Here is an 18469-nt window from a genome sequence, read left to right as displayed (position 1 = left end):
GTGGCGGCCCTCGACCGCCTCGACGGACGGCAGCGAGCGGCGTTGCGGAGTGCTGGGCTTCCTCGGGCGAGAAAATCTCGTATCGGGTGGTCATGTCAACGGGATGCTGCGTCCGTAGAAGACGGCCGACGCGCAATGCGATGGCGGCGCGTCGCGCACATCCCGTGCGGTCGGGGTGAAGGCGGGAGCCGCTAACGTAATGCAGGTCCGTGTCGGGGTTTCAGCGGTCCTGGCGCGCGCTGTGGTTGCGTCTCCGTCGCGCAGGGGGCGCGATGTGTGGGGCACGTCACGGCGCGGACGATCGCCGGCGGAGGCTCGATGCGCTCGGCGCGCTCGAGGTGCTCAGCTCGGTCAACGTCCGAGGAGCGCGAGCAGCGTCTTCTTGTTCGTGAGGCCGACGTGCCGCCCGATGGGCTCGCCCTTCTGGAAGGCGACAACCGTCGGCAGGCCGCGGATGCCGAAGCGCTGCGCGGCCTCGGGCGACGCGTCGACGTCGAGCTTGACGACCTTGACCTGGCCGGCCGTCTCGGCGGCGATCTCATCGACGATCGGCGCGAGCCGCTTGCAGGGGGCGCACCAGGATGCCGAGAAGTCCACGAGCACCGGCGTGTCCGTCTGCAGGACCTCCTGCGCGAAATTCAGGTCGTTGACTTCGATGACTTGGCTGCTGCCCATGGCGCTGTCCTTTCGGTTCTCTCGGGATTGAGCGGGCCCTGGCTGCGATGCGCCGGCGCGATGCCGGCCGATCCTCGACAGCCACGCTCGCTCCAACTGTTATATGCACGGTTTCAGTTTCTGCCAGGGGAGCGGCTCGGCCGCCCGCAGGGATGGCGGCTTCGCGTGTGTCCGGGGCAGGTGGCCGGGTGCGGCGTCGCCGCGCGGCCAGGCGCCTCCGCGATCAGCTGGCCTTGACCGGCGCAGGCGCCGGGCGGCCGAGGTGCTGCGCCCGGAGCGCGATGTCCGCGACGGTCTTCTGCGCGAGGCCGCGCAGCAGCCCTGCGTTGGCCGCCTCCGCGACCTCATCGAACGCCCGCTGGATCCCCGACCCGATCGGGCACCTCGCGTTCGGCTCGCACGGGCTCGGCGCGATGGCGCCTTCCGGCTCGACGGCGGCGTACACCTCGCTCAGCCGGATCTTCTTCGCCGGCCTCGCCAGGCGATAGCCGCCCGAGCGGCCCTCCCGCGCCTCGATGAGCCCGGCCTGCGACAGCCGCGCGAGGATCCGCCGCAGGAAGGCCGGGTTCGTGTTGATGCTCGCCGACAGCGCGTCGCTCGCGCAGCTCTCGTCGGACTGGGCGAGCAGCGCGAGGGCGTGCGTGGCGATGGCGAAGCGACCCGAGGACATCGATCGACCCCTCGGCCATTATCTGAGGGCTCGGGGGGTTCCGCTGTCAAGGCGCGGCGGGTGGTCGAGCGCTCGCGCCTCGGCGCCTGCTCGCTCAGCGCGACCTGGGCGAGGTGCGGATCAGCACGAGCGCGTCTCCCTTGCCGTCCGCGAGGCGCAGCTCGATCGACGCGGGGACGGCCGCCGGGCCGGCGCAGCGGCTGTCGGACACGACGTGCCGCGCCCTGGCGAGCGAGCTCTCGCCCGTCGAGGTGTCGACGAGCCGCAGATCGACGCCCGCGCCGTCGGCGTCGAGCGCCGCGATCACCTCGGCGCACGTGTTGGCCGGGATCGGGAGCGGGAGGATCTTGAGGCGCGCGGCGTCGAGCGCCACCGCCTGCGCGCCGGCCGCCCCCGCGGCGTCGGCGGGGCCGGCGGCGCTCATGCGCCCGAGCAGCCTCGCGGCGGCGAGCGGATGGGCGACGAGCGTCGGCGGGGCCTCGGGCTCCTTGCGGACCTCCACGGCGAACGGGCCAGGCTGCGCCATCGACTCGACGTCGACGCGGGCGGGGCCGCCGCGACCGCAGGTGAAGAGCGTCGCGCGCGCGCCGCCCCGGGCGCGGCCGAGGAGGGCGTGGCCCTCGCTCCAGAGCTCCGCGAGCACGTCGGCGAGCGGCTTGCCGGCCAGCACGTCGATCCGCGCGCAGCCGGCCGGCAGCTCGATCGGCAGCGTCGTCCGGCTGCCGAGCCGCGCGGCCCCGGTCGACACGCGCGGCGCGCCGTAGCCGCGGCCGGCGAGCGCCCGGGCGTGGTCCGCCCGCGCCTCGACGAGGTCGCGGCCCTCGGTCACGCGCTCGATCGGCGTGGCGCCGGAGATCTCCGCCTCGGCGCCCGGCTGCGAGCGGCTCACGACCACGGCCACGAGGCCCTGCGTGCCGCGCGAGCGGATCGCGATCGAGAGCTCGACGGAGACCGCCGAGCAGAGGAGCAGCGAGCGATCCTGGCCCCGCTCGCGCGCGCGCGCGACGACCCTGCCGGTCTCGTCCTCCGCGACCACCTCGAGCGAGGCGACCTCGTCGCTCGGGGAGACGAGCACGTCGAGGCAGCGGCCGCCGTCGAGCGTGGCGCCGATCCGGCTCGCGGTCCTCGATCCGACGGGCAGCGCGACGCGCCGGACGTCGTCCCAGCGCGCGCCGACCGCGGCGCGGCGCGCCCTGACCTTCGCCTCCAGGCCGGGCCACGACTCGAGGCGCCCGCTCTCGTCGCCGGACCTGCCGCGCGCGCCGACGGCGCGGGCGACCGCGTCGGCCGCCTTGACCGGGACGCTCTGCACGCCGACGCTCACCGCCCCGGCGCCCGACATGACGCGCGCCATGACATAGAGCCTCCGCGGGTGCGGCGGGCAGACGAGGATGGACGCGCGCGCGTCGGCGGCCTCGTCCGTCGAGAAGGCGCTGCCGTCGTCCTCGAAGGCGAACAGGTCGACGTCGCTGATCGTCGGCGAGACCCGCGCCATCGCGAGCATGCACTCGCCGGCGGGCACCTCGACGAAGGCGCCGAGCCGATCGCCGTCGGACGCCATGTCCGCGCCGATCACCCGGAGCGCGCTCGCGCCCGCCTGCGCTGCGCGCTGCGCGTCCCCGCCGAGGAGGGTGCTGCCGTCGATGCGATCCGGCAGCGCGCGCAGCGTCTCCGGCGGCGGCGCGCCCAGGGCGGCGATCGCCCCGGCGCCGCACGCGGGCAGGACGGCGAGCGAGGCCGCGAGCGCCCAGGCCGCGGCCGTGCGGGGGAGCGATGGCGCCGCGGCGCGGGCGGGCTCGGACGGGCGGTGCGCAGGCAGGATCGGGAGCGCAGGCCGCAGCGCGGGCGTCGGCGAGGGCGAAGGAAGGGACGCGGGATGTCGGGGGCGCAAGGGCGTGGGCTCGTCGGGGCGGGCGCTCGATCGAGAGGGAAGGTTCTACTTCAGCGCGGGTACGGCATCCAGGGCGCGCCGGCCGCCGCCGGGGCCGCGGCCGTCCATCGCGTCATCCCTCGGCGGTCTCGGCGCAGATCCGTCCGAGCGTCCGGACCGCGTGCTCGCTGAGCTCCGTGAACGGGTAGCCGCAGTTCACCCGGATGTAGTTCGAGAAGCGGTGCTTGGCCGAGAAGATCGGCCCGGGCGCGACGCTGATGCCGTGCTCGAGCGCGCGGTCGTGCACGTCGAGCGCGCTCGTGCCGGGCGGCAGCTCGACCCAGAGCACGAAGCCGCCGGCGGGGCGCGAGACGCGGGTGCCGGGCGGGAAGTGCTCGGCGATCGCCTCGCTCATGCGCGCGACCTGGGCGGCGAGCCGGCGCCGGAGCGTCCGCAGGTGGTGGTCGTACCCGCCGATCTCGAGGAACTCGGCGATCGCCATCTGCGGCAGCGTCGCGGTCGCCACGCTCTGCGCGAACTTGAGCTGCTCGACCTCGTCGAGGAAGCGGCCGGGCGCCGTCCAGCCGACCCGGTAGCCCGGCGCCACCGTCTTCGTGAACGACGAGCAGAGCATCACGAGGCCCTTCTTGTCGAACGCCTTGGCGGGGCGGGGGCGGACGTCGCCGAAGTGCAGGTCGCCGTAGATGTCGTCCTCGATGAGCGGCACCTCGCGGCGCGCGAGCATCGCGACGAGGCGCTCCTTCGCCTCGTCGGGCATGGCGCTGCCGAGGGGGTTGTTGAAGTTCGGGATCGCGAGGCACGCCTTGATGCGGTGGCGGCCCAGCATCTCCTCGAGGACGTCGAGGTCCATGCCGGTGCGGGGGTGCGACGGGACCTCGATCGCCTTGATGCCGAGGCTCTCGATGAGCTGGAGGAGCCCGTAGTACGCCGGCGATTCCAGCGCGACCGTGTCGCCCCGGCGGGCGACCGCGCGCAGGCAGAGGTGGAGCGCCTCCATGGCGCCGACCGTCGTCACGATGTCGTCGGGGGAGAGCGCGACGCCCGACTCGACCGAGCGCCGGGCGATCTGCCGCCGCAACGCCGGCAGGCCGGGCGGCGGATCGTACGAGACGCCGGCGCCGCCCGCGCTCCGCGCGATCGCGCTGAGGATCCGGTTCAGCTTGTCGGTCGGCAGGAGCTCCGGGCTCGGGCACGCCGCGCCGAACGGGACGATGTGCGGGTCCCGGCACGCCCGGTAGACCTTGGAGACGAGGCTCTTCACGCTGACCCGCGTGGCGGTCGTGCAGGGGCGCGCGGCCCGGGGCTCGGGCAGCGCCGTGCCCCGGCGGGCGCGGACGTAGTGCCCCGACTGCGGGCGCGCCTCGATGAGCCCGCGGTTCTCGAGCTGCATGTACGCCTGCAGCACCGTCGCGACGCTGACCCCCTGCTGCCGGCTGAGCCGCCGCACCGACGGGATCCGGTCGCCCGGCCGCAGCGCGCCGCGCGCGATCAGATCCGCGATGTGCGCGGCGACGCGGTCGTAGAGGTGGGCCTCGTCCTCGGCTTCGATGGGCGCCTGCACCTGCACGAGACGAAGTGTACAGCCGGGCGGGCCCTGCGGTACCGGTACAGCTGCCGGGTGTGAGGACCAGCACAGTCGCCTGTTCCGGAAACTGTACCGGCCTCAATTACCAGCCGACTGCCTCTGTACCGGTCGCTCGCTTGGCCCCACCCTTCGGGGCATGAAATTGACCTCACTTGTTTCGGAGCCGCCATCGCGCCGCCGGGAGGCGTCGCGGATCGAGCTCGGGAAGGGGCGCCTGTGGACGCACCGCCTGCGGGGCGGCCCGCTGCTCCTGAGCTGTACCGCCGGCGCGGTCTGGATCACCCGCGAAGGGGAGCCGGAGGACGTGGTGCTGGAGGCCGGCTCCAGCTATGGAGGCGAGGGGCGCGGGCTCCTCGTGGTGGAGGCGCTCGAGCCGGCGCAGATCGCGGTGGCGAGAGGCGAGGCTGGGAAGACGGCGCGCGCGGCGCTGGCGAAGGCGCGGGGGAGCTGGCTGGTGCTGCTCTCGCTCCTCGCGCTGTACGTGATCTGGGGCTCGACGTACCTGGCGGTCTCGGTCGCGCTCGAGACGATGCCGCCCTTCTTGCTGGCCGGGACGCGCTTCATGACGGCCGGCGCGCTGCTCTACGGCGTGCTCCGGCTGCGCGGCGCACCGCGGCCGACGCTGCGGCAGTGGGGCGCGGCGGCGCGGGTCGGGGTGCTGCTGCTCGTCTTCGGCAACGGGTTCGTCGTCGTCTCGCAGCAGTGGGTGAGCTCGGGCGTCGCCGCGGTCGTGGTGTCCACGATGCCGCTCTGGCTGGCGCTCTTCGCCACCGCGCGAGGCCGGGGCGCCGCGCGCGCGGTCCACGCGCCCGCCGGCGCCCCGGAGGTCTCCCGGCGCGAGTGGATCGGGCTCCTCGTCGGGTTCGCGGGCGCGGCGCTGCTCCACCTCGGCGGTGATCTCCACGCGGCGCACGCCGGGGCCCTGCTCATCTTGCTGGCCCCCGTGTCGTGGGCGCTCGGCTCGCTGTACAGCCGCTCGCTGCCGCTCCCGGAAGGGCCGATGGCGGTCGCGGCGGAGATGCTCGCGGGCGGCGCGGTGATGCTCGCGGTGAGCGCGCTCTCGGGTGAGCACCTCGCGGCGGCGCCCTCGTCGCGGTCGCTCCTCGCGCTCGCCTATCTGGCTGTGTTCGGATCGATCATCGCCCTCAGCGCGTACACGTACCTGCTCCGGAGCACGCGCCCGGCGATCGCGACGAGCTACGCGTACGTGAACCCGATCGTCGCCATCGCGCTCGGCGTCCTGGTCGCCGGCGAGCGGGCCTCCGCGACGACCTGGGCCGCGGCGGCCATCGTCGGCGCCGGCGTCGTCATCGTCTCGCGGCGCTAGACGCGCTGCGCTGCGCTCGCGGGCCACCACCCCACCCCGCTCCGACGGCGCGTCGCGCCGGCCGCCTTTGCGCCCCGGGCGCGCGCCGTCGACCGTAGGCAATGCGGTGGGCGGCGTGTAGTGTGCGCAGCGAGGAGGCCAGGTAGATGAAGAGAGGGTACCGGCTGCTCGGCCGGGCGCTGCTCCTGTTCGGGGCGCCGTCGGCGTGCAGCGGCGGCCACGTCGGCGCTGCATCGAGCAGCGGGGCGAGCGCGACGTCGGCCGCGGGCGCCGGCGAAGGCGGCGGCGGCGGCGGCGCGGCCACGGGCACCGGAGAGGGCGGCGGCGCGGCGGTGGGCGCCGGAGAAGGCGGCGGGGCGGCTGTCGGCGCTGGCGCGGGGCCGAGCGGCGAGTGCGCGGCGCTCGCGTCCGGGCCCTTCGAGCCGGCGCTGGTCACGGCCGTGTTCAGCGGCAGCGAGGACTTCGCGTTCGACGGCCGCGGCTACCTCGTCGCCAAGCAGGGGCCGAACCTCGTTCGCTTCGACGCCACGGGCCGGACCTCGAACTTCGCGTCACTGCCGGGCCCCGTGCCAGGGCTCCGGTACCGGCCCGACGGGACCCTCGTGGCGGCGCTGCCGGACCAGGGCGCCGTCGTCCAGATCTCGGCGACCGGAAGGGTCGACGACTACGTGACAGGCCTCACGGACCCGAACGGCCTCGCTCCGGACGCGCTGGGCAACGTCTGGGCGACCGACCTCGCGGGCGATCGGGTGGTGCGCCTCAACCCCGATGCCACGATCGACGAGATCGCGAGCGGCGCCCCCGAGGTGAGCGAGCCGAACGGAATCGTCTTCGACCCGGCGCGATGGGCGGTTTTCTACACCAACTCCTCTGCCGGCGAGATCCGCAAGATCGACCTGAACAACCCTGGCGAACCTCCCTCGCTCGTGGTCACGGTCGCCTCGTCCGTGCTCGACGGACTCGTTCTCGATACGTGTGGTCACCTCTACACGGTCGATAACGGCAACCGGAGGCTCTATCGCGTGAGGCTCGACGCGGGCGGCGCCGCTCTGGGGGAGGCCGAGCTGCTGGCGCGCTTCCCGACCGGGGTGGCCAATGCGCAGTTCGGCGCGGGCCCGGGGTTCGATGCGAGGACCCTTTACGTCGGAGGCGCAGCCGGCTCGATCTACGCTGTTGCCGTCGGCATCGCCGGCGCGCCGGTCCCCGCGCCGCCAGAAGCGCCGTGATGGACGCTCCTCGGCGGCGCGCTGGAGGGGAGGCTCAGCGGGCGCCTTCCGCGGCCACTTCGCCCTTCTTGAGCTTCTCTTGAAGCTCGCCGAGCTTCCCCGCCGATCGTTCGAGGGCGCGCGCGGCGCCCTCGAGCGCGATCCGCCCGTAACCGATGGCCACCCCTGCCCAGGAGGTGCCCAGCTCGCGCAGCGTCTCGACGAACGGCGGCTTGACCGGCGCCCCGGCGCCGGCGTCCACCGCCTGCGCGGGCCCGGCGCTCCCGTTCACGCTGTTCTCGGCCTTCGGCTCCGTGATGCTCTGGGTCTCACTCATGGTCTGCCTCCCACTTCGGTATGTCCCCCCGCGACGACCGCGGGCGTACAGAAATGATGAATCCAGCGTTGGCCCCCGTGCCCCGCGCGTCGCCCGCTCTCGCGGGCTCGCAAGACGCGATGTGCACTGGAGCGAGGGGAGCCCCGCCGCACGGCCGTGCCCGCGAACAGAGCCACCTTGTGGCTTCGTCGGAGGCACAATCGCGACGCCACGACACTGCGACGCGACGCGTTAACTGTCAAGGCCTCATGTCGATTTTGTTGCCGTCGTTTTTCCCTAGGTTGTTTGATGAGGACGCTGCGGCGGCCATCGCGTTCGCTCGGCAGGTCAAGGAAGGGAGTCACCCTATGTCGCTCGCGCGCTGGAACAAGGCCACGCCACCAACGCTGTTGTGGCTTCTCGTGGTGCTGTCGCTGCTCGTCGTTCCGTCGCTCTCGATGGGGCAGGCGCCTGACGCGCCGACGGCGGCGCCTGCCGCGGGCGCGGCGCCAGCGACGCCCGCGGCGAAGGGCGCCGCGGCTCAGGCGCAGGCGCACGGGCCTCCGCCGGACTCGTGGGCTGGACAGCTGGAGATGCTCTCTCGCTGGGTCGACCAGCGCGGCGGCTCCGGGGGCTGCGAGGAGCGCTGTTACGCGCTCGATCGGCTGCGCATCACGGGCGCGGTGGGCGAGGGGCCGCTCCAGTTCGAGCTCTCGGGCGGCGTGCTCACGGACCGCCCCGTGGCCGTGCCGCTCTTCGGGCCGCCGGCGCACCTCCGCATCGAGGCCACGCTCGACGATGGACGGCCCGCGTCGCGCCGCGAGGCCGCGCCGATCAGCTTCGAGGACGACCACTACTACCTCTGGACGGCCGCGCGCCGCTTCGTGCTCCGGGGCAGCCTGTGGCTCGAGGGCGACCTCACGCTCCTGGTCGCCGGTCCGCTCAACACGTTCGAGGCCGACATCACCGGCGGGTCCGTCGCCGAGGGCGCGCAGCTCTCGGGGCTCCGCGGGGCGACGCTCCACTTCACCCCCGACGGCGGCGCGGGGTCGCAGAGCGCGGGCCCCACGGTCTTCCAGCTGTCGCGCGCGGTGCGGGTCGGTCGGGAGATCGGCTTCGAGTACCGGCTCGTCATGCGGTCGGGCAGCGACCTCGGCGTCGTGCGCCTGCCGCTCGCGTTCGGGGAGAAGGTGCTCGACGTCGCGGGCGCGAGCGGCTTCCGGGTCGAGGGCGGCGAGCTCGTGCTGCCCACCTCGGGCCGCGCCGCGGAGATGAAGATCTCGGGCACGCTCCCGGAGGTCGGCGCCTTCTCGCCCGATCCGCGCTCCGCCTACGAGTGGTGGCTGTTCGAGTCCGACGCGGAGCACCGCCTCACGGTGAAGGGCGACGCGCGCCAGGTCGACGCCGCCGAGTCGCCGATCCCGCGGACCCAGGCGACGTCGCGGCTCCTGCTCGTGCAGCGAGGGCAGCGCGTCGAGGTCGCTGTCGAGCCGCTCTCGGGGGTCGAGGTCCTCGCGGCGGTGGTGCGCGATCACCGCCGCAAGCTGGTCCTGACCGAGCGCGGAGACCTCGTGGCCGACGACGCGCTCACCTACGAGAACAACGGCATCGATTACCTGACCTACGCGCCGGGCGGGCGGCCGATCTACCTCGCCACCGACGGGAAGGCGCAGCGGATCATGCACCAGGGCAAGGCCGCGGAGGAGGTCCTCGTGCCGCTGCAGACGGGGAGCCACACGATCCAGGTGCAGTCGCTGGCGCAGGCGGCGGTGCACTCGCTCGGAGGGACCCTGGAGCTGCCGATGCCGAGCTACCCGCTCACCGCGAGCGAGGTGGCGCTGACGGTCGGGCTGCCCGATCGCGTGGTGCCGCTCGCGCTGCTCGGCGGCGACCGGCCGGTGTGGTTCGCGGACGCCGGCGACGCCTTCGCGGTGGCGATCGGCTTCGTGGCCGCGTGGATCGCCGTCCGCCCCGGCGGGGCGACGAGCCGCGGGCGCGTGCGCGCGCTGCGCGCGCTGGGCGGGGTGCTCATGGCGGGCCTGTGGTTCCTGGCGCCCGCGACGTTCGTGGCGCTCCTGGTCGGCATCGCGACGGCGGTGGCGGCGTGGCTCGCTGGGCGGCTCCTCGGAGGCCGTGGACGCGCCGCCGCGATGGTGGTGCTGCTCGGCCTGGGCGGCCTGGCGCTCCTGGTCGGGCTCTTCGCCGTCTCGGCGAGGAGCTACAGGGCGGAGCGCTGGAACTCGACGTACAGCGAGTCGGCGGCGCCGGCGCCCGCCGCCGTGCGCAGGGCCAAGGACGACGATCTGGCCAAGGGCGGCGGCGCGCTCGCCCCTGGAGGCGCGGTGCTGGAGGGGGTGACGCCGGTCGCGCTGTCGCTCCCGGACTACGAGCGGGCCGTTCAAGCGCGCCGCGAGCTCGTCACGCGCGAGCGCGCCTTCCGCCCCGTGCTCGTTTACACGACCTCCTCGGCGCTCGTGCCGCTCGTGCTGCTGTGGCTGGCCGGGGTCACGGCGCTCCTCGCCGCGCACCGCGCGCCGCTCACGGAGCTCTACCGGCGCGCGGCCGCGCGCCTCGCGCGCAGGCCCGAGGACGACGTCGCCCAGGGGGAGCCTCCGGCGCCTGTGCGCTGAGGCCGACGGACCGTCATGGCGTGGTCTCCTCGCCTCGCCGCGGCCCTCTCGCTGGTCGCCTTGGTCGCGCTCCGCATCGCACAGCTGAGCCCTCCCGACGTCATCCCGGCGAGCGCGCCGCCCGAGGTGTTCTCCGCCGAGCGGGCCAGGGCGCACCTCGTGCAGATCGCGGCCGAGCCGCGCCCCACCGGCTCGGCGGGCCACCAACGGGCGCGCGACTACCTGCTCGGGGAGCTCTCGAAGCTCGGCGTGCAGCCCCAGGTCCAGCGCGCCTCGGTCCTCAGCCGGCAGTGGGGCCTGCCGTACGACGCGGCGCACGTCGAGAACATCGTGGCGCGGCTGCCGGGCGCGGACAGCACCCGGGCGGTCGCGCTCGTCGCGCACTACGACTCGGTGCCCGGCAGCCCGGGCGCCGCCGACGACGGCAGCGGGGTGGCGGCGCTCCTCGAGGCGCTGCGCGCCCTGAAGAGCGGCCCCCCGCTGCGCAACGACGTTCTGCTCCTGTTCACCGACGCGGAGGAGGGGGGCGTCCTCGGCGGCAAGGCGTTCATGGACGAGCACCCGCTGCGCGGCGAGGTGGGGATCGCGCTCAACTTCGACGCCCGCGGGGCCGGCGGCGTTGTCGCGATGTTCGACACCGGGCCCGGCGACGCCTTCCCCGTCCGCGAGCTCGCCAGCGCCGCGGCCTACCCGGTGGCGTCGTCGCTCTTCCCCGAGGTCGCGCGGCGCATGGGCCACAGCACCGATCTCAGCGTCTTCAAGCGGGCCGGGATCCCCGGGCTGAACTTCGCCTTCACCGACGACGCCGCGCACTACCATGCCCCGTCCGACACCGTGGACAACCTCGACCTCCGGAGCGTGCAGCACGCCGGCGACTACGCGCTCTCGCTCGCGCGGCGCTTCGGCGCGCTCGACCTGCGCGATCCCGGGCGCGGAGACGCGGTGTACTTCAACACGTGGGGCGCCCACCTCGTCTCGCACCCGATCGGCTGGACGCTCCCGATCGCCGCGCTGGTCACCTGCCTGTTCGCGGGCGTGGTGCTCCACGCGGCGCGGCGGCGGGCCGCTTCGCCGGGCAGGATCGCCGCGGGGCTCCTCGCCTTCCTGGCGCTGCTCCTCGGCGTCGCCGCGGCCGTGGGCGGGCTCGCGTGGATCCTCCGCAGCGTGCACCCGGCCCTCCGGGTGATGCCGTTCGAGCCGTACAACGCGCCCGCGTACCGGCTCGCGCTCGCGCTCGCCGCGCTCGCGGCCTCCGCGGCGGGCTACCGGTTCTTCCGGCGGCGGCTCGGCGCGCGCGAGCTCGCCCTGGGCGCGCTGCTCCTGTGGCTGTTGCTCCTCGCCGCGGCCAGCCTGCTCATGCCGGGCGCGAGCTTCTACTTCGCCTGGCCGCTCGCGTTCGCCCTGCTCGGGCTCGCGGCGGTGACGATCCGGCGCGGCGACGCCCCGCTCACGCTCGCGGACGCCGCGATCCTCGTCGCGACCGCGGTGCCGGCGGTCGCGCTCGCCGTGCCCGGCCCGTACCTGTTCTTCGTCGCGCTGGGCCTGCCGAAGGCGGCGGTGCCGGCCCTCGCCGTCGCGCTCGTCTTCGGGCTCTTCCTGCCGCACGCCGAGCTGCTCGGCGGCGGCGTCTCGACGCGGCTCTCGCTCGCGTTCGGCGTCTCCGGCCTCACGGCGCTCCTCGTCGCCTGCGCCACCACGGGCTTCACCGAGGCGCGGCCCCGACCGGCGAGCCTCGCCTACGCGGTCGACGCCGCCGCCGGGAAGGCCCACTGGCTCTCGGCCGACCGAGACCTCGACCCGTGGACCGCCGCGTACTTTCCGGACGATCGCGGGCAGGCGCCCTCGTTCGCCGTGCCGTTCGTGCGCGTGACGCGCCAGGGCGAGGCGCCGGCCCTCGCCCTCCCGGCGCCATCGCTCACGGTGCTCGGTGACGTCCGGCGCGACGGCGTGCGGGCGCTCCGGCTCCGCATCGCCTCATCCCGGGGAGCCCCCTGGCTGTTCGCCGAGGTGACGTCCCCGAACCGGGTGATCCGAGCCGAGGTGGACGGAAAGGGCGTGGAGGAGCGGGGTCGCGCGGCCGACGCGAAGCGCGATGTCCGCTGGGGGTTCACCTACATGGGTTTGCCGCCGGGAGGTATCGAGTGGTCGCTGGAGGTCGAGGACTCCGGGCCGATCGAGATCCGGCTGATGGACCAGACCTACGAGCTCCCGCGCGAGCTCGTGCGCGGGCCGCGGCCCAGGGAGATCATGGGCGTGCCGTACCGCCTCGCCGATTCGACGTTCGTCAGCGGGTCGTTCCGGCCTTAGCCCCGGCGGGCTCGCGGAAGCGGGCCCGCCGCCCTCGCCGGGCAGGAGAGGTGGAGCGGGATCAGTCGAGCGGGTCAGTCGAGCGGATCAGTCGACGAAGATGGGTTCGCAGTTCGTGAACGCGAGCGTCGACTGGATGGTGAAGTTCGATTCGCTCGTGTGCCGCTCGGCGTGGAAGAAGTCGAGCGCGTACTCCTGCCCGGGCGTGATCCCCAGCTCGTTCGCCATCGCGTCGAGATCGAGCCTGTCGTCCTGCGGGCCGTGGAGGCCGCCCAGATCGATGGCGAGCCGGTTGTTGATGAACACCCAGAGATCGTCGTCGCCGGAGAACCTGAACTCCTCGCCGCCGTTGTACACGAACGTCATGTGGAGCTCGAACGTGAAGTGGTAGTTGTGCTGCCTTCCTTCGTTCCCGAAGCCCTGCTCGTCGATGGGAAAGAAGGCCCGGTTCTCGTAGGTGGCAATGCCGTCCGCGCCGACGACGGGCGTGATCGTGAACTGGATCGGCATGTTCACGCCGTCGACGTCGCGGTACCACTGGTTGAACTCCTCGGGCCCGGTCGTGTGCGCGGTACCGCCGTCATGCGCATAGACGGGCTTCTGATCCGGGCCCAGCTCGCGCTCGACGATGCCTTTCAGGCCCTGACCCGTGAACGTCTCGAAGTCGGGGTGCCCCTCGCCGTCGTCGTAGGCGCGGAAGTCGCGCACGATGCCCGTGAGGCTCGCGTTGCACCCGTTGCCGCTGCCGCTGCTGCCGTTCCCGTTGCCCGCGCCCGCCGACACACCGGACCCGAAGTCGCTGCCGCCCGTGCCCGAGCCGTACCCGGCGCCGGCGCTGTTGCTGGAGTCGCTCGCACCATCGGTGCCGCCCCCACACGCGACCCCGGCCAACACCAGCATGGTTGCGAGCGGAGCACACCAGATCGACTGTAGCGGCCTAAGCATGTGAAGACTCCTTCTTTAGGGGATACCGCGCGTGGTCCGCGCGTCCGTTGTGCGTGGTTTGCGCATGTTTCCCGCGTTGTGTGCGCGCGGGCCGCGGCATTACGAGCGCCGCGATGGACGGTCGCCGAGGGCGCAAGCGAGGCAGCAATTCTATCTCGTTGGAATGGCGGTGCGATCCAGAAAATTGCCGCCGCGCGCTGGCAGCACGAGGCCGAAGCGGAGAAAAGTGCAGCCGAGCGCCAGCGCACGAGCGCCGGGCAGGCGCCGAGATGTAGGTCGTTTATCGAGATCCGCCGCCGCAGTGGGCGCCGAGGCGCCGCGACAGCGCGGCCGGGAGTCGCTCGCAGAAACCGTCGTGCCGGGGCAGGGGCTCGCGCCGCGCGGTTTGCCAGAACAGCACCGGGCCGAGCCGGCGCTCCCGCGCGTGCGCCATGAGCGCGGCCATGGCCTTGCCGGTGTAGACCGGCTCCAGCGAGATCCCCTCGCCGGCGAGGGCGTCGCAGGCGGCGAGCGACGCGGGCGTGGGCGAGCCATAGCCGCGGCCCAGGTAGCCGTGCACGACGTCGATCGGCGCCGCGGGGGGGACGGGCGCGACGCCCCGCCGCGCGAGCGCTGCGCGGAGCTCGGCGGTGAGGGCGCGGAGGCGGAAGCGCGAGGCGAGGAGGCGCTCGACCACGGCGACGGCCACGACCCGCGAGCGCAGGCCGCCCAGCGCGAGCCCGACGGCGAGCCCCGCGGCGGTGCCGCCGGAGCCGAGCGGCACGTAGACGCGCGCGGGCTCGGGGAGCTCACCGGCCCGGATCTGCGCGCCGAGCTCGAGCGCCGCGCGCACGGCGCCCACCATGCCGAGCGCCGACGTGGCGCCGAGCGGCACGATCGCCGCGCCGTCGTCGTCCCGGGCGCGGAGCGGCAGGAAGAGCGACGGGCGCGCGAGCGCGAGCTCGATGCGCGACGGGTAGAAGCGGATCGAGGCCGGGCCCGAGGCGGTGAACGCGAGGTTGTCGAGCACGCCCCTGGAGAGGTCGGTCCAGAAGAGGTGCGCGTGCACCCTCCGGCCGAGCCGCTGCGCCGCGGCGACGAGCGCGGCCACGTTGCCCGAGCCGATGCCGCCCGCCGCGGACCACGCCGCCGCGGTCGAGAAGGGGGGCGCGGCGAGCACGTAGTCGAGCTTCCGCATCTTCATCCCGCCGTGGAGGGGCTCGCAGAGGTCGTCTCGCTTGACGCCGAGGAACTCGATGCCGAGCGCGGAGGCGAGCCGCGGCAGCGCCGTGACCGGCGAGGGCGCGTCGACCCAGCCGAGCCGGGGAATGGAGTCGATCATCCGAAGGGCGGCTGCGTCGCGCAACGGGGGCACCTCGCGAAGGGTGTAAGGCGCTCAGGCGAGCGGGCAATCGGGCGAGCGGGCAATCCGGGGGTCAGGCGAGCCGGCGATCGGGCAATCAGGGGTCAGGGGGAGCTGGCGGTCAGGCGCGCGCGCGGTCGGCAATCACCCGGGCGTGCCGGCGCGCTGCCCCGCGAGTGTCGCGTCCGGCTCCAGGACGAGGAGGCGCACGCGCCCCGAGGCGCAGAGCCGGCCCTCCTCGTCGTAGACCGAGCCCTCCCAGACCTGGGTGCGCCGCCCTCGGTCGAGCGGGCGCGCGGTGGCGCGCAGCCGCCCCGACCGGACCGCGCGCAGGAAGCTCGTGTGGTTCTCGAGCCCGACGACCGAGCGGCCGTCCGGCAGGGCATGGAGCGCGGCGCCGATCGACGCCAGCGTCTCCACGATGCCGGCGTGGACGCCGCCGTGGACGATGCCATAGGCCTGCCGGTGCTGCGGCCCGATGTCGAGCTCGGCCTCCACCTCGTCGCGCGTGGCGCGGATCAGCCGGAGACCCATGGCGCTGATCCAGCCGTCGATGGCCGCGGTGTTCAGCGCGGCGGCGAAATCCTCGGGTTCCCCTTCGGCCATGGCGGCAGCGTAGTACACGCCTTGCCGGGAGCTTCCGGCGATTTCTCCCCGGGCGCGCGGGCGCGTCAGCGCGTCATCCGGATGCCTTCTTCTCCAGGAGATCGGCGAATTCCTCGCGCAGCTTCGATTTGAGGAACTTGCCGGTCGATGTGCGCGGGATCCGCTCGAGGAAGAGGTACTCGTCCGGGAGCCAGAACTTCGCGAAGCGCGGCTCGAGGAGGGCGTGGAGCTGCTCCTTCGAGGCGCTCTGGCCCTGCCGCAGGACGATCGCGGCGAGCGGGCGCTCGCCCCAGAGGGGGTGGCGCGCCGCGAACACAGCGGCCTCCAGGACGGCCGGGTGGCTCATGAGCGCGTTCTCGAGCGCGACCGAGCTGATCCACTCGCCGCCCGACTTGATCACGTCCTTCGTTCGATCCGCGATGCGCATGTAGCCCTCGCCGTCGATCGTCACGACGTCGCCGGTCTTGAACCAGCCGTCCTTCGTGAAGCGGTCCTCGCCCTCGCCGCCGAAGTACGACGAGGCGACCCAGGGGCCCCGCACCTCGAGCTCGCCCATCGTCCTGCCGTCCCAGGGCAGCGGCCGTTCGTTCGCGTCGACGTGGCGCTGATCGATGAACGGGACCGGGTAACCCTGCGACGCGCGCGTTTGCAGCGAGGCGGCCGGGTCCTCGTGGAGGCGGCCAAGGCTGCTCCGGACGTGGGCGACGGTGCCGAGCGGGTTGGTCTCGGTCATCCCCCAGGCGTGGAGGACCACGAGCCCGTGGCGCGCGCGGAAGCCGTCGATGAGCGCGGGGGGCGCCGCCGAGCCGCCGATCACCATGGCGCGCATCGACGAGAGATCCCAGCGCTTCGGGTGCTCGTCGAGGAGCGCGAGGATCCCGAGCCAGATCGTGGGGACGCCCGCGGCGAACGTGACGCGCTCCCTGGCCATGAGATCGAGCAGCGACGCGGCGTCGAGGTGCGGGCCGGGGAGCACGAGCCGCGCGCCGGTCGCGATCGCCGCGTACGGCAGCCCCCAGGCCATCGCGTGGAACATGGGCACCACGGGAAGGACGATGTCGCGGTCGCGGAAGCCGAGCGCGTCGTGCATGCAGGAGACCAGCGTGTGGAGCACGATCGAACGGTGGCTGTAGGCCACGCCCTTGGGGTTGCCGGTCGTCCCCGACGTGTAACAGAGCATGGCGGCGGCGCGCTCATCCAGGCTCGGGAAGTCGAAGTGATCCGGCTCGGGCGCGAGCAGCGCCTCGTAGTCGAGCCCGTCGCCCGCCGCCGGATCCACGGGCCCGTCGTCGTCGAGGACCAGGACGCGCTGGATGCTGCGGACCTCCGGCGCGAACTTGCGGAAGAGCGGGAGGAGCGAGCGGTCGACGACGACGACCTTGTCCTCGGCGTGCGAGGCGATGTACCCGAGCTCGCTCGGGTGGAGGCGCAGGTTCAGGGTGTGGAGGACCGCGCCCATGGCCGGGACGCCGAGGTAGAGCTCCAGGTGCCGGGCGTGGTTCCAGCAGAGCGTCGCGACGCGGTCGCCCGCGCGGACGCCGAGCCGCGTGAGCGCGTGCGCGAGCTTCGACGCGCGGCGGTGGAGATCGGCATACGTGGAGCGGGAGACGGTCCTGTCCGGGTTCTGGGTCACGATCTCGCAGCGCGCGTGGTACGTCCGCGCCCGGTCGAGTAAGTGGGTCAACGTGAGCGGGTAATCCATCATGCGGCCGGCGAGCATGGGCGGTGCCTCCTCGTCCCGCGCGAGGCGCGGGGACCTGTCGAGTCAGGAGGGCTCTTCAAGGGCGCCGCGAGACCGCGGCGCCGCCCCCCGAAGCGGAGGCTAGCGGCTCGCGGGCGGCGCCGCGCAGCGAATGCGGCGCGCGCGGGCGATGCGGGGCGCGCGGCGCCCGGGCAAGCGGCGTCTGGGTCCGCGCCGGCGGACTGATCCGGCGCCCCGGGGCTCTCGAGAGGGGGCGGGGGATCGCAAGATCTCCCAAGAACGGCGCGGGTCGCCCTCATTAGATTCGACAGCGAACGCCGACCCGAAGAGGTCGCCAGCGCACGAGGTCGTCCATGGCTGAGCTCATCCTGCACCACTATCCGTTATCGCTCTTCGCGGAGAAGATCCGCCGGATCCTCGCGTACAAGAAGATCGCGTGGAGATCGGTCGAGCAGCCGATGATGGCGCCGAAGCCGGAGCTGACGCCGCTCACGGGGGGATACCGGCGGATCCCGGTCTTGCAGATCGGCGCGGACATCTACTGTGACACGGCCTGCATCGCGCGGCGCCTGGAGCAGATACGACCGGAGCCTTCCTGCGTCCCGCCGGGCCAGGCCGGGCTGGTCGAGCTGATCGAGGACTGGGCGGATCATCGGTTGATGTCCCAGGCCGTGCCGCCGGTGGTCGTGGAGATGTTCGCCGTCCTGCCGCCCGGCATCCTGGCCGATCGCGCGGCGATGTCGCCGGCGCTCAGCAAGGACGCGATCTTCCAGGCGGCGCCGCACGCCCTGAGCCAGGCGCTGCTGTCGCTCGATCGGCTGGAGCGCCAGCTCCGTGGCCGGCCTTTTCTGCTGGGTGATGCGTTCTCGATCGCGGACGCGGCGTGCTTTCACCCGGTCTGGTTCCTGAATCGGAGCGCCAGGCTGTCCGCCGCGATCGAGGCGCGGCCCGCGCTCGCGGCGTGGTTCGCGCGCATCGAGGCGTTCGGCCCCGGCGACGTCCGAGCGATGACCGCCGCCGAGGCGCTCGCGGCGGCCCGCGCGTCCGAGCCGGCCGACGTCGCCGGCGGGGAGACCGCGACCGGAGAGGGCCTGTCGCCGGGAGACACTGTGACGATCACGGCTGACGATTACGGTCCAGAGGAGACCCGGGGCGTGGTCGTGCGGCTCTCGGCCGCCGAGATCACGATACGACGCAGCGATCCGGATGTGGGGGAGATCGCGGTGCACTTCCCGCGCGCCGGATATCGCATCAGGAAGGAGTGAGCC

Annotated in this window: 14 protein-coding genes; 5 read left to right on the top strand and 9 right to left on the bottom strand. The window is 73.7% G+C overall.

From position 1 onward, the window contains the following. Positions 1–351: 351 nt before the first annotated feature. From trxA to WMF45_RS32060, 4 genes are all read right to left on the bottom strand, one after another. Positions 352–675: a thioredoxin gene (trxA, locus tag WMF45_RS32075; RefSeq protein ID WP_437708848.1), complete on the bottom strand. Its 324-nt coding sequence runs from the start codon at positions 673–675 to the stop codon at positions 352–354. A 223-nt stretch (positions 676–898) separates the two neighbouring features. Beyond that, positions 899–1345, bottom strand: coding sequence for an Rrf2 family transcriptional regulator (locus WMF45_RS32070; RefSeq protein WP_437708847.1), 447 nt, complete (start codon positions 1343–1345; stop codon positions 899–901). A gap of 94 nt (positions 1346–1439) precedes the next feature. After that, a complete protein-coding gene (locus WMF45_RS32065) occupies positions 1440–3236 on the bottom strand; it encodes a hypothetical protein (RefSeq protein ID WP_437708846.1) in 1797 nt (598 codons plus the stop codon). 112 nt (positions 3237–3348) lie between these two features. Further along, on the bottom strand, positions 3349–4803 hold the full coding sequence (locus WMF45_RS32060; RefSeq protein ID WP_437708845.1) for a PLP-dependent aminotransferase family protein: 1455 nt from the start codon (positions 4801–4803) through the stop codon (positions 3349–3351). A gap of 160 nt (positions 4804–4963) precedes the next feature. On the opposite strand from WMF45_RS32060, the gene yedA reads away from it, so the two are divergent. Together yedA and WMF45_RS32050 are read left to right on the top strand one after the other, a co-directional pair. Beyond that, on the top strand, positions 4964–6148 hold the full coding sequence (gene yedA, locus WMF45_RS32055) for a drug/metabolite exporter YedA (protein ID WP_437708844.1): 1185 nt from the start codon (positions 4964–4966) through the stop codon (positions 6146–6148). Positions 6149–6294: 146 nt separating this feature from the next. After that, positions 6295–7374, top strand: coding sequence for an SMP-30/gluconolactonase/LRE family protein (locus WMF45_RS32050; protein ID WP_437708843.1), 1080 nt, complete (start codon positions 6295–6297; stop codon positions 7372–7374). A 34-nt stretch (positions 7375–7408) separates the two neighbouring features. Here the strand turns inward: WMF45_RS32050 and WMF45_RS32045 are convergent, their stop codons facing one another. Continuing rightward, positions 7409–7690, bottom strand: a complete 282-nt coding sequence (locus WMF45_RS32045; protein WP_437708842.1) for a hypothetical protein — start codon at positions 7688–7690, stop codon at positions 7409–7411. Between the two features lie 347 nt (positions 7691–8037). Here WMF45_RS32045 and WMF45_RS32040 point away from each other — a divergent pair, with 347 nt between their 5' ends. Both WMF45_RS32040 and WMF45_RS32035 read left to right on the top strand, forming a co-directional pair. After that, positions 8038–10299 (top strand): hypothetical protein, encoded by a 2262-nt coding sequence (locus WMF45_RS32040; protein WP_437708841.1) that lies wholly within the window; start codon positions 8038–8040, stop codon positions 10297–10299. 15 nt (positions 10300–10314) lie between these two features. After that, positions 10315–12606, top strand: coding sequence for a M20/M25/M40 family metallo-hydrolase (locus WMF45_RS32035; RefSeq protein WP_437708840.1), 2292 nt, complete (start codon positions 10315–10317; stop codon positions 12604–12606). Positions 12607–12693: 87 nt separating this feature from the next. Here the strand turns inward: WMF45_RS32035 and WMF45_RS32030 are convergent, their stop codons facing one another. The 4 genes from WMF45_RS32030 to WMF45_RS32015 all read right to left on the bottom strand — a co-directional run bounded on the left by WMF45_RS32030 (position 12694) and on the right by WMF45_RS32015 (position 17219). Then, positions 12694–13506, bottom strand: coding sequence for a fibro-slime domain-containing protein (locus tag WMF45_RS32030; RefSeq protein ID WP_437708839.1), 813 nt, complete (start codon positions 13504–13506; stop codon positions 12694–12696). A gap of 325 nt (positions 13507–13831) precedes the next feature. Further along, positions 13832–14872, bottom strand: a complete 1041-nt coding sequence (locus tag WMF45_RS32025) for a 1-aminocyclopropane-1-carboxylate deaminase/D-cysteine desulfhydrase (RefSeq protein ID WP_437708838.1) — start codon at positions 14870–14872, stop codon at positions 13832–13834. A 165-nt stretch (positions 14873–15037) separates the two neighbouring features. Next, positions 15038–15499, bottom strand: a complete 462-nt coding sequence (locus WMF45_RS32020; protein WP_437323753.1) for a PaaI family thioesterase — start codon at positions 15497–15499, stop codon at positions 15038–15040. Positions 15500–15572: 73 nt separating this feature from the next. Then, positions 15573–17219: a long-chain fatty acid--CoA ligase gene (locus WMF45_RS32015; RefSeq protein ID WP_437708837.1), complete on the bottom strand. Its 1647-nt coding sequence runs from the start codon at positions 17217–17219 to the stop codon at positions 15573–15575. A 335-nt stretch (positions 17220–17554) separates the two neighbouring features. Here WMF45_RS32015 and WMF45_RS32010 point away from each other — a divergent pair, with 335 nt between their 5' ends. After that, entirely contained in the window at positions 17555–18466 is a 912-nt protein-coding gene (locus WMF45_RS32010) for a glutathione S-transferase family protein (RefSeq protein WP_437708836.1), read from the top strand. Positions 18467–18469: the final 3 nt, after the last annotated feature.

The sequence above is a fragment of the Sorangium sp. So ce448 genome, from assembly GCF_051520915.1.
GTDB lineage: Bacteria > Myxococcota_A > Polyangia > Polyangiales > Polyangiaceae > Sorangium > Sorangium cellulosum_B.
This window is presented reverse-complemented; position numbering and strand designations above follow the sequence as displayed.

What these genes read in the sequence shown, in the direction of transcription:
- trxA (WP_437708848.1), bottom strand. Translation starts at nt 675, where the DNA reads ATGGGCAGCAGCCAAGTCATCGAAGTCAACGACCTGAATTTCGCGCAG.
- WMF45_RS32070 (WP_437708847.1), bottom strand. Translation starts at nt 1,345, where the DNA reads ATGTCCTCGGGTCGCTTCGCCATCGCCACGCACGCCCTCGCGCTGCTC.
- WMF45_RS32050 (WP_437708843.1), top strand. Translation starts at nt 6,295, where the DNA reads ATGAAGAGAGGGTACCGGCTGCTCGGCCGGGCGCTGCTCCTGTTCGGG.
- WMF45_RS32045 (WP_437708842.1), bottom strand. Translation starts at nt 7,690, where the DNA reads ATGAGTGAGACCCAGAGCATCACGGAGCCGAAGGCCGAGAACAGCGTG.
- WMF45_RS32040 (WP_437708841.1), top strand. Translation starts at nt 8,038, where the DNA reads ATGTCGCTCGCGCGCTGGAACAAGGCCACGCCACCAACGCTGTTGTGG.
- WMF45_RS32035 (WP_437708840.1), top strand. Translation starts at nt 10,315, where the DNA reads ATGGCGTGGTCTCCTCGCCTCGCCGCGGCCCTCTCGCTGGTCGCCTTG.
- WMF45_RS32030 (WP_437708839.1), bottom strand. Translation starts at nt 13,506, where the DNA reads ATGCTGGTGTTGGCCGGGGTCGCGTGTGGGGGCGGCACCGATGGTGCG.
- WMF45_RS32025 (WP_437708838.1), bottom strand. Translation starts at nt 14,872, where the DNA reads ATGATCGACTCCATTCCCCGGCTCGGCTGGGTCGACGCGCCCTCGCCG.
- WMF45_RS32020 (WP_437323753.1), bottom strand. Translation starts at nt 15,499, where the DNA reads ATGGCCGAAGGGGAACCCGAGGATTTCGCCGCCGCGCTGAACACCGCG.
- WMF45_RS32015 (WP_437708837.1), bottom strand. Translation starts at nt 17,219, where the DNA reads ATGCTCGCCGGCCGCATGATGGATTACCCGCTCACGTTGACCCACTTA.
- WMF45_RS32010 (WP_437708836.1), top strand. Translation starts at nt 17,555, where the DNA reads ATGGCTGAGCTCATCCTGCACCACTATCCGTTATCGCTCTTCGCGGAG.